The 12,903-nt window shown below is 56.6% G+C and carries 15 protein-coding genes; 5 read left to right on the top strand and 10 right to left on the bottom strand.

Annotated elements, in window-relative coordinates:
- Positions 1 to 2: 2 nt before the first annotated feature.
- The 4 genes from ACYX4K_RS08130 to ACYX4K_RS08115 all read left to right on the top strand — a co-directional run bounded on the left by ACYX4K_RS08130 (position 3) and on the right by ACYX4K_RS08115 (position 4,020).
- Complete coding sequence (locus ACYX4K_RS08130) at positions 3 to 803, top strand: undecaprenyl-diphosphate phosphatase (RefSeq protein ID WP_475092619.1); 801 nt, start codon at positions 3 to 5, stop codon at positions 801 to 803.
- A 60-nt stretch (positions 804 to 863) separates the two neighbouring features.
- Positions 864 to 1,748 (top strand): NAD(P)-dependent oxidoreductase, encoded by an 885-nt coding sequence (locus ACYX4K_RS08125; RefSeq protein ID WP_475092620.1) that lies wholly within the window; start codon positions 864 to 866, stop codon positions 1,746 to 1,748.
- Positions 1,749 to 1,804: 56 nt separating this feature from the next.
- Positions 1,805 to 2,914, top strand: coding sequence for a tRNA-queuosine alpha-mannosyltransferase domain-containing protein (locus ACYX4K_RS08120; protein WP_475092621.1), 1,110 nt, complete (start codon positions 1,805 to 1,807; stop codon positions 2,912 to 2,914).
- Between the two features lie 98 nt (positions 2,915 to 3,012).
- A complete protein-coding gene (locus ACYX4K_RS08115; protein WP_475092622.1) occupies positions 3,013 to 4,020 on the top strand; it encodes a tryptophan--tRNA ligase in 1,008 nt (335 codons plus the stop codon).
- A gap of 5 nt (positions 4,021 to 4,025) precedes the next feature.
- Here ACYX4K_RS08115 and ACYX4K_RS08110 read toward each other — a convergent pair whose 3' ends face one another.
- From ACYX4K_RS08110 to ACYX4K_RS08090, 5 genes are all read right to left on the bottom strand, one after another.
- Positions 4,026 to 4,982 (bottom strand): mechanosensitive ion channel family protein, encoded by a 957-nt coding sequence (locus tag ACYX4K_RS08110; RefSeq protein ID WP_475092623.1) that lies wholly within the window; start codon positions 4,980 to 4,982, stop codon positions 4,026 to 4,028.
- 15 nt (positions 4,983 to 4,997) lie between these two features.
- Positions 4,998 to 5,501, bottom strand: a complete 504-nt coding sequence (locus tag ACYX4K_RS08105; RefSeq protein WP_475092624.1) for a hypothetical protein — start codon at positions 5,499 to 5,501, stop codon at positions 4,998 to 5,000.
- A gap of 115 nt (positions 5,502 to 5,616) precedes the next feature.
- Positions 5,617 to 6,390 carry an esterase/lipase family protein gene (locus tag ACYX4K_RS08100; RefSeq protein WP_475092625.1) on the bottom strand — a complete coding sequence of 258 codons (774 nt, stop codon included), beginning with the start codon at positions 6,388 to 6,390 and terminating at the stop codon, positions 5,617 to 5,619.
- Positions 6,391 to 6,455: 65 nt separating this feature from the next.
- Positions 6,456 to 6,911, bottom strand: a complete 456-nt coding sequence (locus ACYX4K_RS08095) for a hypothetical protein (RefSeq protein ID WP_475092626.1) — start codon at positions 6,909 to 6,911, stop codon at positions 6,456 to 6,458.
- A 127-nt stretch (positions 6,912 to 7,038) separates the two neighbouring features.
- Entirely contained in the window at positions 7,039 to 7,572 is a 534-nt protein-coding gene (locus tag ACYX4K_RS08090) for a PH domain-containing protein (RefSeq protein WP_475092627.1), read from the bottom strand.
- Positions 7,573 to 7,864: 292 nt separating this feature from the next.
- Between ACYX4K_RS08090 and gndA the strand changes: the two genes are divergently transcribed.
- On the top strand, positions 7,865 to 9,385 hold the full coding sequence (gene gndA, locus ACYX4K_RS08085) for an NADP-dependent phosphogluconate dehydrogenase (protein ID WP_475092628.1): 1,521 nt from the start codon (positions 7,865 to 7,867) through the stop codon (positions 9,383 to 9,385).
- A gap of 80 nt (positions 9,386 to 9,465) precedes the next feature.
- Here the strand turns inward: gndA and ACYX4K_RS08080 are convergent, their stop codons facing one another.
- The 5 genes from ACYX4K_RS08080 to ybaK all read right to left on the bottom strand — a co-directional run bounded on the left by ACYX4K_RS08080 (position 9,466) and on the right by ybaK (position 12,895).
- Positions 9,466 to 9,987, bottom strand: coding sequence for a DUF4136 domain-containing protein (locus ACYX4K_RS08080; RefSeq protein WP_475092629.1), 522 nt, complete (start codon positions 9,985 to 9,987; stop codon positions 9,466 to 9,468).
- 278 nt (positions 9,988 to 10,265) lie between these two features.
- Positions 10,266 to 11,258: a recombination-associated protein RdgC gene (gene rdgC, locus ACYX4K_RS08075; RefSeq protein WP_475092630.1), complete on the bottom strand. Its 993-nt coding sequence runs from the start codon at positions 11,256 to 11,258 to the stop codon at positions 10,266 to 10,268.
- 131 nt (positions 11,259 to 11,389) lie between these two features.
- Positions 11,390 to 11,701 (bottom strand): YceK/YidQ family lipoprotein, encoded by a 312-nt coding sequence (locus tag ACYX4K_RS08070; RefSeq protein WP_475092631.1) that lies wholly within the window; start codon positions 11,699 to 11,701, stop codon positions 11,390 to 11,392.
- Between the two features lie 43 nt (positions 11,702 to 11,744).
- The gene (locus ACYX4K_RS08065; protein ID WP_475092632.1) at positions 11,745 to 12,383 is read right to left on the bottom strand and encodes an HAD family hydrolase; all 639 of its coding nucleotides are present in this window, start codon (positions 12,381 to 12,383) and stop codon (positions 11,745 to 11,747) included.
- A 44-nt stretch (positions 12,384 to 12,427) separates the two neighbouring features.
- Entirely contained in the window at positions 12,428 to 12,895 is a 468-nt protein-coding gene (gene ybaK / locus ACYX4K_RS08060; protein WP_475092633.1) for a Cys-tRNA(Pro) deacylase, read from the bottom strand.
- Between the last annotated feature and the right edge of the window lie 8 nt (positions 12,896 to 12,903).

Below are 12,903 nucleotides of genomic sequence, written 5' to 3'. Positions count from 1 at the left end.
GTATGGAAACCTTTCAGATCGTCATTCTGGCCCTCATCCAGGGAATCACCGAATTTTTGCCGATTTCCAGCTCCGCACATCTGATATTGCCTCACCAGGTACTGGGTTGGCCCGATCAGGGGCTGGCGTTTGATGTGGCGGTGCATTTCGGATCCCTCATGGCAGTTCTGGTGTATTTTCGCAAGGACGTTTGGCAGCTGATCTGTGACGGTCTGGGTGGGTTCAAGACCGGTCAATTTTCCAGTGAAGGTCGCCTTGCCTGGCTCATTGTGCTGGCCACAATTCCTGCCGGCCTCGTAGGCCTGACGTTCAAGGACTTTATCGAGGAGCACCTGCGCTCGTCGGCAGTTATCGCGACCACAACTATTGTGTTCGGTCTGTTGCTCTGGTGGGCGGATGCCCGCGGTGAGCGCCGCGATGATATTGGAAAGCTCGACTGGAAAAAGGCATTGATGATCGGCGCCGCGCAGGCCTTAGCCCTGATCCCTGGCACGTCCCGCTCTGGCATTACTATGACTGCGGGGCTGATGCTGGGAATGAAGCGGGAGGCCGCTGCACGCTTTTCTTTTCTGATGTCGATCCCGGTCATTGCGCTGAGTGCGCTGTTGCTGACCCTTGAACTGCTCGATTCAAGCTCGGTACCTTGGGGAAGCATATTTCTGGGTGTTGTCTTGTCAGGTATCAGCGCCTATCTGTGTATCCATTTTTTCCTTCAGTTCATCAGCCGTATCGGTATGGCGCCCTTCGCGATATACCGGTTGATATTGGGCGGTGCGCTGATTTGGCTCATTTTTTCCAGTTGATCCAGTGCCAGCCGGGCGATCGGTTGTGAGGTCATTACTGCGCAATTTTCAGGTGAAACCATGACAACGACAGTGGCATTTATCGGGCTCGGGGTGATGGGTTTTCCCATGGCCGGCTATCTCTCCCGCGCGGGTCACAAGGTGCGGATCTACAACCGTACCGTCAGTCGCGCCAGCCTCTGGCTCGAATCGTATGAGGGCGAAGCCTTTGCCACGCCAGCCAAAGCGGCGGAAGGTGCAGAGTTTGTGTTTTGCTGTGTGGGCAATGACGAAGACCTGCGGCAGGTCACCGTTGGAGCAGACGGGGCATTCCATGGCATGTCTGCGGGCAGTCTGTTTGTGGATCACACCACTGCGTCGGCCAATGTCGCCCGCGAGTTGTCTGTGGCGGCGAATGAGCGGCAGATCGGATTTCTGGACGCGCCAGTGTCCGGCGGCCAGGCTGGTGCCGAAAACGGTGCGCTCACCATTATGGTGGGTGGTGCCGATGCCGAATATCAGCGGGTGAAACCTCTGCTGGATTGCTACGCCCGTGCGGTAAATCTATTGGGTCCTGTGGGCAGTGGCCAGCTGTGCAAGATGGTCAATCAAGTTTGCATTGCCGGTCTTGTACAGGGCCTGTCAGAAGGACTGCACTTCGCCCGCGCAGCAGGTCTCGACCCCGAGCAGGTCGTCGAGGTGATTTCCAAGGGCGCAGCGCAAAGTTGGCAGATGGAAAACCGCTACAAGACCATGCTGGCCGGGGAATACGAACACGGCTTTGCCGTGGACTGGATGCGCAAGGACCTGGGGATCGTGCTCGACGAAGCGCAGAAAAATGGCGCCTTGTTGCCAGTTACCGCCCTTGTGGACCAGTTCTACAGCGAGGTTCAGGCACTGGGTGGTGGACGCTGGGATACTTCCAGCCTGTTTGCCCGTTTGACCAACCTGCGGGATTTCGACTGAGTCATTTCGCATCCCTTCTGATCTTCACTTCCCAAATATTCCAGTGAGCCATTGTTGTGAATGTCCTCCTGCTTTCCGCCTACGACGCCGACAGCCATAAGCGCTGGCGGCGCGGCCTCGTGTCTGCCATTCCCCAATTGCAGTGGACCCAGCTCACGCTACCGCCCAGATTCTTCAGCTGGCGCGTGCGCGGCAACAGTCTGAGCTGGGGGCGGGGAGACGCAAGAGGGTTGCTGTCCCAACCCTGGGATCTGGTGGTCGCGACGTCGATGGTCGATCTGGCATCCCTGCGGGGCCTGGTGCCCTCACTGGCCCAGGTGCCCACGGCGGTCTATTTCCACGAGAACCAGTTCGATTACCCGCGCAGCGAAGATGCGGTGGCTTCCGTTGAGCCGCAGATCCTCAATATCTATACCGCGCTGTGTGCGGACCTTGTGTTGTTCAATTCGGAATACAACCGCAGCACCATGCTGGACGGGGCAGGGGAACTGCTGAACAAGTTGCCCGATCAGGTGCCACCGGGTATCTGCGATGAGATTGCGCAGAAGTCCTGTGTATTACCTGTGCCCCTGGAAAGCGCGGCATTTGAAGTGGAGCAGACCAAGGCAACACGTCCTACGTTTATTTGGAACCACCGCTGGGAGTACGACAAGGGCCCGGACATTCTATTTGCCGCCTTGAGGCGCTTCGGACGCGCGCGAATACCGTTTACCTGCCATGTGGTGGGCCAGCAATTCCGTCGTCAGCCGGCGGATTTTGCCCATATCCGCAAACTGCTGCAGAAACTGGGTGCACTCGGTGCCTGGGGCTATCAGGAGCAGCTGTCTGAATATCGTCGCTTGCTGGGTGAGAGCCATGGAGTGATCTCCACCGCGCGCCACGATTTCCAGGGCCTCGCGGTACTGGAAGCGGTTGCGGCGGGCTGCCAACCCCTGGTGCCAGACAATCTCGCCTATCCTGAATGGTTCGGGCGAGGCGGTTGGCGCTATTCAGAGGATGTGGAGTCCTGTGCGGCGAACCTGAGTACGGCCATGTTGCGCTGTGCCCAGCGTGTACAGAATAACGAGCCTCTGCGCGTGCCCGATGTGCAGCGCCTGAGCTGGGCACAACTCGCTGAGATGTATCAGGCGCGGTTGCAAAGCTGCGCACAGGGCGAGGCCCCTTGAGCGTACAACCCACCGCCGGAAACAGGTATCATTCGGCCCCTGGTTCGCGAAGCAATACCAGCCGACAGACAATTTAAAGTACGGAATTTCAAGGACATATGAGCAAGCAGCGTGTATTGACCGGTATTACTACCACCGGTACTCCCCACCTGGGTAACTACGTGGGTGCGATTCGCCCGGCCATCGCCGCCAGTCAGGACGAAAATAATCAGTCTTTCTATTTCCTGGCGGACTATCACGCGCTGATCAAATGCCATGACCCGGAGCAGGTCCACCAGTCCACTCGCGAAATTGCCGCCACCTGGCTGGCTTTGGGCCTGAACACCGATAACGTGGTGTTCTATCGCCAGTCCGACATTGTCGAGATTCCGGAGCTGACCTGGCTGCTGACCTGCCAGACCGCCAAGGGCCTGATGAACCGCGCCCACGCCTACAAGGCGGCGGTGGATGCCAACCGCGATGACGGCCAGGATTCCGACTTCGGTATCACCATGGGGCTGTACAGCTACCCGGTGCTGATGGCGGCGGACATCCTCATGTTCAATGCCAACAAGGTTCCGGTGGGCAAGGATCAGATCCAGCATATTGAAATGGCTCGCGATATCGCCGCCCGTTTCAATCATCACTACGGCGAACACTTCGCGCTGCCAGAGGCGGTGGTGGATGAGCACGTTTCCGTTTTGCAGGGCCTCGACGGCCGCAAGATGAGCAAGAGCTACGGTAATACCATTCCGCTGTTCCTGGCGGAAAAGCAGCTGAAGAAGCACATCAACAAGATAAAAACCAATTTGCTGGAACCTGGTGAACCCAAAGATCCCGATACCTCGACGGTATTCCAGGTCTGGCAGGCATTTGCTACTCCAGAGCAAACGGCTGAAATGCGCGAGGCATTCGCTGACGGTATTGCCTGGGGTGAGTCCAAGAAGCAGTTGTTTGAGCTGATCAATGGTCAGATTGGCGAAGCGCGGGAGCGCTACAACGAGCTGCTGGCGAACCCCGCACAGATTGAAGAGGAACTGGAAAAGGGGGCGGAGAAAGCGCGCGCTTACTCGGCACCATTCCTGGAGAAACTACGTGCAGCGGTAGGTATCCGCAAAATCCGCTAATACGGTTATTTATCCTTTTTTGAATGGTCCGCGGTATTTTTTGCTGCGGGCCATCCTTCTCTCTGTACACCCCGGCGTCCGTCGGACTCATCTGTTTGATCGTGGAACAGGTGTACCTGAGTTTCGAATGGCATATCGATGCCGGCTTCGTCCAGCGCTTCCTTTATCGCCTCAATGACCCGCGCTCGCACATGGGTGACATTTGTCTGACGGCTATTGGTCCACCAGCGCGCACGTATGGTGACCCAGCTCGCGGCCAGATCCCAGGGAAGCGCCTCGGGAGCGGGTTTTTCCTCGACACCCTCGACTCGCCCGAGTGCTTTTTCGATAATCTCACAGGCTTCGCCAATACTGTCGCTGTACCCGATACCAATTTCGTAATCACTGCGGCGTAAGGCCCGCGCAGTTTTTACCAGAATCGCATTGGTATAAATATCGCTATTGGGGATCACCACCCGCTGGCCGTCGTAGGTATTGATTACCGTAGCGCGGGTTTCGATACGCTTCACTGTTCCTTCAAAATCGGCAACCTGGATCTGGTCGCCGACCTCAAATGGCTGTCGAATCAGTATCAGCAATCCCGCCAGCCAATTCTGTAAAATATCCTTAAAAGCGAATCCGATGGCTACAGAGCCAACACCGAGACCGGCGATCAGGTCGCCGGGTTTCAGGCTAGGCATGACGATTGTCGCAGCCAGTAATAAGCCCACCAGAGTAATGCCCCATTTCACCAGTCCCCCCAGCACATCCCCCAGGTTCGAGCGGTCGCGACGGTTGAGGTGACGGCGAATCAGGTACTTGACCAGAGCGCCAATACAGTAAAAAACCACAAGAACGACCAGGGCTACGGCAAAGTTTGGCAGGAGTTTGACGGCGCCATCTACCCAGCTGTCGACCTGACTGATGGCTTCACTCAGATCTGCGTCAACTTGCGTAGTGGTTTCCTCATCTACCGGGCGCATAGTGTTAAGGCCGATTTATCCGGGGTTGCGGATTCGGATATTCAAGACGAATTCTGCTCGCTCGCCATTTCTCGCGGCGGCCTCCATCAGGAAAATAAGTACGCGATATGTGCCATCCCGGGGGAGCGTCCCCGAATACCTGGAGTGCTGCCCCTGGCCTTTGTGAAGCGCTCGAGGTGCGGCGGGTGCGGTAATACGGTAGCCGGCCTGGGCGTGATCGCTGCGCAGGTCAAGCTCAAGTGACTGTCCGGTTTTCGCCTCAATCAGATACTCGATGGTGTGGCTCCCGTTCAGGGTGCCTTTGATACCCGCAGTTTCGAAGGGGCTGTCGCCGTGTTTGTGTAGCTGAATTTTTTCAACGGTGGGTCTGGATGTTTCGCGGGGCGTTTCGGCCGGTGCGGCGGAGTGGACTTCTTGCGCCTGCAGCACTGTCGGCGTGGACAAAAACAGCAGGCAGGCGGCCGCGGGTACTGCGAAGGGGTAGAGCAGGTTGTCGAAAACCCAGGAAATTGGCTGCACGAAACGCCCCGCTCGATTAACTTCTGAGCCACTCAGTGTAGTTTGCGGGGCGTGGGATTAGTCGTTGGCGTTAAATTTCAGTTGAGCCGGCCGCGGCAGTCGGGAAATCGGTAAATTACTGTTGGGGAGACCGGATAAATTTTCCATGCTCGAGATAGTGGATTACCTGTTCAATCACCTTGGGGTTTTTCATCATAAATACGTGGGTCACGGGCATTTCCAGGTGATCGTCCATACCGTCTACACGGGTGCGGGCAACGCTGACTTTCCCATCATCCTGATCTGGCAGCATGGTGGATAGGATCGGGTTGATGCTTCGGGTACCGGCAATGATACCCAGCTCGAAATTTGCCGCGCCGAGTTTGTTCGGTACGCTCATCTTTCCGGTGCCAAGCTGCAGACCGGCGTCGCCAAAAATAAAGTGAAATCCCGGTACCTGCCCTAGGTTGTCCACTACCTCACTGCCCTGATTGGGTGGGCCGAGCATGACAACTCGGCCCAGATTGTCCAATTTCACCTTGCTCAGGTACTGGCGCACCAGAATGCCGCCCATGGAATGGGTGACAAAATGTACCTGTGGTGGGGAGGTTTCTGGATCTGCGTGTGCCGTTGCTCTGATGCCTTGCGCGGTGTGTGTCAGCGCAGCGCAGCGATCAATGGCCGGTGCGATTGCCGGGCCAGCCAGCGATTCGATCGGATGGTCCGTCGACGGGTAGTTCACATTTACCGTGGTAAACCCTGCAGATGAAATGGCCGTATCCAGCTTCTTCATGGCGTTTTTGGACTGCGCCAGACCATGCAGCAGGATCACGCAATCACGGGCCTGAGCCAATAGAGGGGCAGTCAGAAAGAGTACCGCGGTGAGCGCGGAGGCTAAAAAGGTATTCATTGTTTTTAATCGCAGGGTATACGGTTTCCTTGAGCTCCTGTCACTATGGCAAGCCGTGGGTGGAATTACAAAGTATTCGTGACACTGGTGTGTCCTGCGGCAATACTGCTGTGTACTTTGCTGGTCTTCCGATTGCTAGGGCGGCGGTTGTCGATATCGACACGCAATTTGAAGTCGGCTACCTCGTTGCGGCGGGCGGCACTTCGCATCATGTAAACCTGAATGGTGTAGGTGCCACTCTCTGGCAGGTCTGCTGCAAACCGGCCTCCACTGATTGACCCAATATACATCGCGGCATCGCCGGGCGCTGTGCCCGGGCGAAACACGTTGAAGTAGGTAGCAGTATGTCTGGTGGAAAGTTTGACCACCATATGTTGTCCGGCCTTGGCTGTGACTTTGTAGTTGACGGTATCGTAGCCCTCGATGCGGCTGGTGACAGAAGTTCCTGTCGCACCCTTGGCAAATTTCAATGTCTCAGTGCGGGATTCGTCGGCGAGGCCGGCGCCGCAAATAAGCAGCATACAAACTGCGCTCACCAATCGTATAACTCTCATCCGCATAGCCGATGGGCCTCTGAAACAATTTGTATATCAGTGTAGTTCAGCGCCAGAGTCTGGTGCCGTCTGGTGATGCGTAGCGGGGAACCGGCTAGGCGATCTCGTTGGTATCGCCGACCAGTAATGCGGCACTTTCGGCGAATGACTCAGGGTTGTCTGGTGTAATCACAACTGTTCTGGCTGGTAGGCACAGTATGACGCTGCGGCTCGTATCCGTAGCAAATGCCCGGTAACGACCCAGTTTGCTGTTGCGGAACAGTCCAAGGTACCCAAACAGACCGCCATTTCCGAACAGGCGAATGGAGCCATCCATTGCGGCTGAATCCACAGTCACAGACTGCAGTTCTGCTAGTGACAGCCGGCTGCGCCAACCCGGGCGGAGCACATAGAGCTGGTTGCCTTCAAGTTGGTATCCACGCACGGCAAACATCGCGCTCAGTACAAGTGTTGCCAGCGGAATCCAGATGCCGAGCTGGTAAATGGGGGGAGCCTGAGCTGGTGTGTTCTGTTGCAGTGCGAAACTGATTCCCAGCAAAATCACGCTACAGATCAACGTAAGCAGTTTCAGCTGACGGCTCCAGGGAGCACCGAATCGCTCTGTGACTTTATTTTTCTGGTCCGGCATTGGAGGTTGTCTCGGTAGTCATTCGCGAATGAAATGGTAACCAGGCCTTCTGAGTGACTGGTTCAATTGCAGTTTACCCCTGCGGGCGTCTGCTGCAACCATATTGCTCGGCGGGGAGGGCGGTGATGGAAACCGGTGAATGGGGCCAGTGATTACTACAATGGCCTCAGGTGCAATTTGCGCTCCCGATGCGCCTGCTCGATTGCTATACTCCGCGCCCTTTGAGACGGGGCACCAATCCAGCCCGCCCCAACGCACCCCTTACGCAACCAAGTGTGCACTGGAGATCTACATGAACGAAACACAATGCGATATCGGCTTTATCGGCGCCGGCGTGATGGGGAAGAACCTCATCCTCAACCTGGTAGATAACGGATACCGTGTGTGTGCCTTCGATCTCGATCACAGCCGTCTGGACGCGCTCTTGGAGCAGGATGCAAGAGAGCGGGGGGATAGTGCCCCTCGCGTGGAAGTGTGCAATTCCTATACGGAGCTGCTTTCCCGAGTAAAAGCGCCACACCTGGTTATCCTGTCTGTGCCCGCTGGCGCCCCCGTGGACGACGTGTGCAACAAGCTCCTGGATGCCGGTCTGCAGGCAGATGATATCGTGATCGATACCGGTAACAGTCTCTGGACCGATTCGGTTCAGCGCTGCAAACGCTATGAGGGCAAGCTGATTTTCTTCACCACTGCGGTGTCCGGCGGTGAAGTTGGGGCGCGATTCGGACCGTCTTTGATGCCTAGTGGTGACCGTTATGCCTGGGCGCGTATCGAGCCGGTATGGCACGCCATCGCGGCCAAGGTAGACCCAAAATCCGGCCAGCCCATTGAGCGATTTGAGCCCGGCAACCCGGTGAAAGTAGGGGATCCCTGTGCCGCCTATATCGGCCCGATTGGCTCCGGCCACTTCGTGAAGATGGTGCACAACGGCATCGAATACGCCGACATGCAGATGATCTGCGAAGTCTATGACGTTATGCGCAGCGCGCTTGAAATGACCCCCAGTGAAATTGCCGGTGTATTCCGTGAGTGGAACAAGGGAGTGCTGAACAGCTATCTGATCGATATCAGTGCGGAAGTACTGGACACCCGCGACTCGGAAACCGGCGAGCCCCTTGTCGATGTGATTCTCGATCGTGCGGGCCAGAAAGGTACTGGCCTCTGGACCGCGGTGGGCGCATTGCAGGTGGGTTGCCCGGCGCCCAGTATCGCCGAGGCGGTTTTCTCGCGCTCACTGTCCACGCGCAAGGTATTGCGTGGTCGTGCGGCCAAGAAACTGGTTGGGCCAGAGGTCGCCCCGGTCCCGGCGGATAAGCGTCAGGAGGTGATCGACCAGCTGCACGACGCACTCTACTGCGCAAAAATCTGTGTGTACGCGCAGGGCTTCGACCTGATGAAGCTGGCCGCCCGCGAACAGGGCTGGGAACTGAACTTTGCCGAGATCGCGCGCATCTGGCGCGCCGGCTGCATCATTCGCGCCGTGTTCCTGCAGTCCATTAGCGATGCCTATGAGCGCGACGTGAAGCTTTCCAATCTGTTACTGGATGATTTCTTTATTGAGCAGATTGCCAATCACCAGGGCAACTGGCGCCGCGCCGTCGCTGACGCCACCATCGGTGGTATTCCGGTCCCGGCATTGTCTTCTGCCCTCAGTTACTACGACGCCTTCCGTCGCGAATCCCTCCCGGCCAACTTGCTGCAGGCTCAGCGGGACTTCTTCGGCGCGCACACCTTTTCGCGGGTGGATAAGCCGGAGCAGGAGAAGTACCACGTACTCTGGGGCGAATCGGGTCGACCGATGAAGAAGGTCTAAAGACTCACCAGAAAAATGGCCGCACTAACTTTGAAAAGCTGCGGCCACTTTTTTTGAGTTTTTTGTGAGATTGTCGCGGACTAGTGCACGCGCCGCGGAAAGTTTCGAAATGCTTCATCAACAGCCCGATCCATCGATCGTTGCGGATTATTCAGCACCTCACGGGTGATCGGAGCGACTGTACGGCCTTGCCATACCAGGTGTTTTTGGCGTGCATCAACGAGGTCTATGGTCAGTTGTCCCTCAGTAGCGGATTGACTGACACGGGCGTGCGGGGCGTATGCTGGCATTTGACGAGTGGGATATGCGCGTACCTGCACGTTCACCAGCAGGTCGGGATTGGCGCTCGGCATCATGCCGCGGGCCATCAGTTGTTGGGAGACTTCGTTTTGTGCCAATGACATCGCACGGCCGTTGCTGCCGGTAACCGGTGCAAAGCCGAAAGTCTGGTACTGGCTAAAAGCGGCTGCCGCTGCCTTGTCGGTGGGCGGAGTGGCACAGCCTTGCAGGGTGGTGAATGCCACTGCTAGCGACCCGGTCAGGAAGAGCGCCCGTAGCGCTGCGGTGGTGAAGGGTTTTTGGAAGGAATTCCTGTATTTCATAAGCCAACCCCGAAACGTCGGTAGTGATTACCGACACCAGCATAGGGAAACTCTGACCAAGTCCGTAATGCCTTAGCGTGACCTGAAGGCAGTAGCTGTAAGGCGCAGCTCGCAGTGAATAGCTGGCCCTTTACAAGAGCTGCAACGCAGCAGATGCTGTCTTCAGGTCGTGCCCTGCGGGGCTTTCACGGACTTGGTCAGAGGTTCCCTTGATTCGGGCTGGCGTGAAAACATCGCTGGAACCGGCCGGTCATTTGGGGGCGATTTCGCTCCCGCCTCTACACAACTTCTTCCACTTCACTAACAAGCTGCTGCTCGCGTTCCTCGCGGCTTGCGCGGGCGACGATCTCATCGACACTGGCGGTGTCCGTATTGAGCCCGCCGAAGGCGCTGAGCAGGTCCTTCAGTAGGGCGGAGATTTCCAGGGTCATTACCGAGAATTCAATATCGAATCGCTGGGCCGCGTTGTCCGCATCCACGTTATCTGCTTTCTCGGTGACCTCATCACTGAATTTCAGCCGCTTGATCGCTAACTGATCGTCCACCATCAGCTCAACACCATCGCGCCAGATCAGGCCAAGCTTGTGCACCTGCATACCGGCCACCAGATGGTTGTGAATCTCTTCCGCGCACAGGTCCTGGTTCTTACAGCGGATGACACTGCCGGATTCCTGCGGGTCGCGCAGTTCGCACTCATGGCCGAACTCGAAGTTGGCGGGTGCCTCCGGGGCGGTCAGCCAGTGGGTCATGGACTGCTGGGGGATATTTTTCGCGGTCAGCGGAATAACAGACAGGCTGCTGATGGCTTCGCGCAGGTTTTCCAGCAGCTCTTCGGCAGCCTTGGCGGAGGAGGCATTGACCACAATCCAGCCATCTTTCGGGTCGATATAGGCAAACTGCAGCCTGGAGCGTGCGAAGGCTTTGGGTCGCATTTCCAAGAGCACTTCGTCCTTGAGGTTTTGCCGCTCTTTGCGGCCAACACTGCGGGCTTCCTTTTCCGAAATGGCCAGGGCCATCTCTTCGACCTTCTCGTTTACCACCGCGGCAGGGATGACCTTTTCCTGCTTTTTCGCACATACCATCAGATAGCCGTTGGCCGCATGCACCAGCTCGGTACCGTGCCGGCCCAGAGGGGGAACCCAGCCGTAGCGGGCCATATCCTGGCTGCCACAGGGGGTGAAGGTGTCTGGCTCGAGCATTTCATTCAGTTGCTCGGCGGACAGGGAGAATTCGCGGGTGAGACGGTATACGCGCAGGTTTTTAAACCACATACAACAGGCCAGGGATCGATTGGAAAATTTGGCCGCGCATTATGCGATGTAAGCGGGTTGGGAACCAGCCAAAGTCGAGACCGGTGGTTCCAGGCGGGCTTGGCGCAGCCGGAAAGTATTGGTCAGAATTTCTACAGGTCTACACTGCCTTGCTGACTTTGCGCATAGATGGTGTAGGGCAGTGCGACGGTGTCGGTGGCCGCTGAAAATACACTGTCGACCAGGTAAATACCTACCAGTGGGGCAAAGTAAATGGAGCTTCCATTGGAATTCAACTTGCACATATTGTAGGCAACACCGCTGTATACCCGGGGCACACTGACACACCCCGAGTTCTTCTGTTTCAGGTTGCGGGCTATCTCTGAGTCAGAGCTGGTCAGAGTAGTCACGGTGCCACAACCAGAAATAAGCGCGAGGGACAGGGTACATAAAATGCGTTTCACGAGAATTCCTTTTATTTTGCTACCGGCAGTCGGACCACAGAAATCAGAAGATGTTCAGGATTTCGGATGGGTGGCGGAACAGGTGGCTGGGTGAGTGTTTATCGAGCTCTTCTCTGGAGCCGTAGCCCCAGAGAACGCCGGCACCGGGGAGGCCGTTTTGTGCTGCTGCGGACAGGTCAAAGTGACGGTCGCCGATCATCAGTGAATTGTGCCCAATCCTGTTTTCTTTAAGGAGTCTATTCAGCTGCTGCCCCTTGGCGATACCGACATCGCCGCCACTAACAAACTCGAAATAGTCGCATAACTCAAACTGTTCGAGAATTCGCGTGGCGAAATCGGCCCGTTTTGAGGTACATACACCCAGGCGAATGCCGTCTTGCATACTGAGTTGCTGCAGCATGTCAGTGATTCCTGGGTACAGCCTGTTCTCCGCATAGCCGGTTTCGCCATAGCGCTCGCGGTATTTATCTACCAGGGCACGGATATGGGTGCTGTCTTCGGAGCCTGTAAGGTGCGCGAGGGTCACCTCCAGAGGTGGGCCAATATGCGGGGTAAGTTGAGTTGCGGGCCGCGGTGCGTAATCGAAGGCTTGCAGGGCGTAATTCATGGAATTCACAAAACCATCTGCGGGGTCACTCAGGGTCCCATCCAGGTCAAATAACAGCCATTCATATTTACTCATGTATTGCTCCTGAGTCTTATTTCAATTTCTAGCAGGTGCGGAGATTATGTGGCCAGCGAAGCAAGTTTTCCTCGGGTCAGCTCCAATAAGTCATTGGGGGCCAGCTCAATCTCCAATCCGCGGCGGCCGGCACTGACATAAATAGTGTCGTAGGACTTCGCTGTAGTGTGCAGGAACGTAGGTAGCGGTTTTTTCTGGCCAAGCGGGCTTACCCCACCAAGTACATAGCCTGAAGAGCGAGTCACCGCGTTTTTGTCGGCCATCGCCGCTCTTTTTGCGCCCGCTGCCTTGGCGATCAACTTCATATTGAGTTGATCCTCCACCGGTAGCACCGCTACCGCCAGCGATTTTCCATCCAGGGATACCACCAGGGTCTTAAACACCCGTTGCGGTGCCAGCCCCAGCTTTTCCGCCGCTTCCAGTCCGTAGGATTCAGCCGCTGGATCATGGGAATACTCGTGAATCTGAAATTTCACTTTCGCTATTTCGGCGGCTTTGATTGCGGGGGTCATGCTGGGCT

Source organism: Microbulbifer sp. ABF4_107, from assembly GCF_056312215.1.
This window is presented reverse-complemented; position numbering and strand designations above follow the sequence as displayed.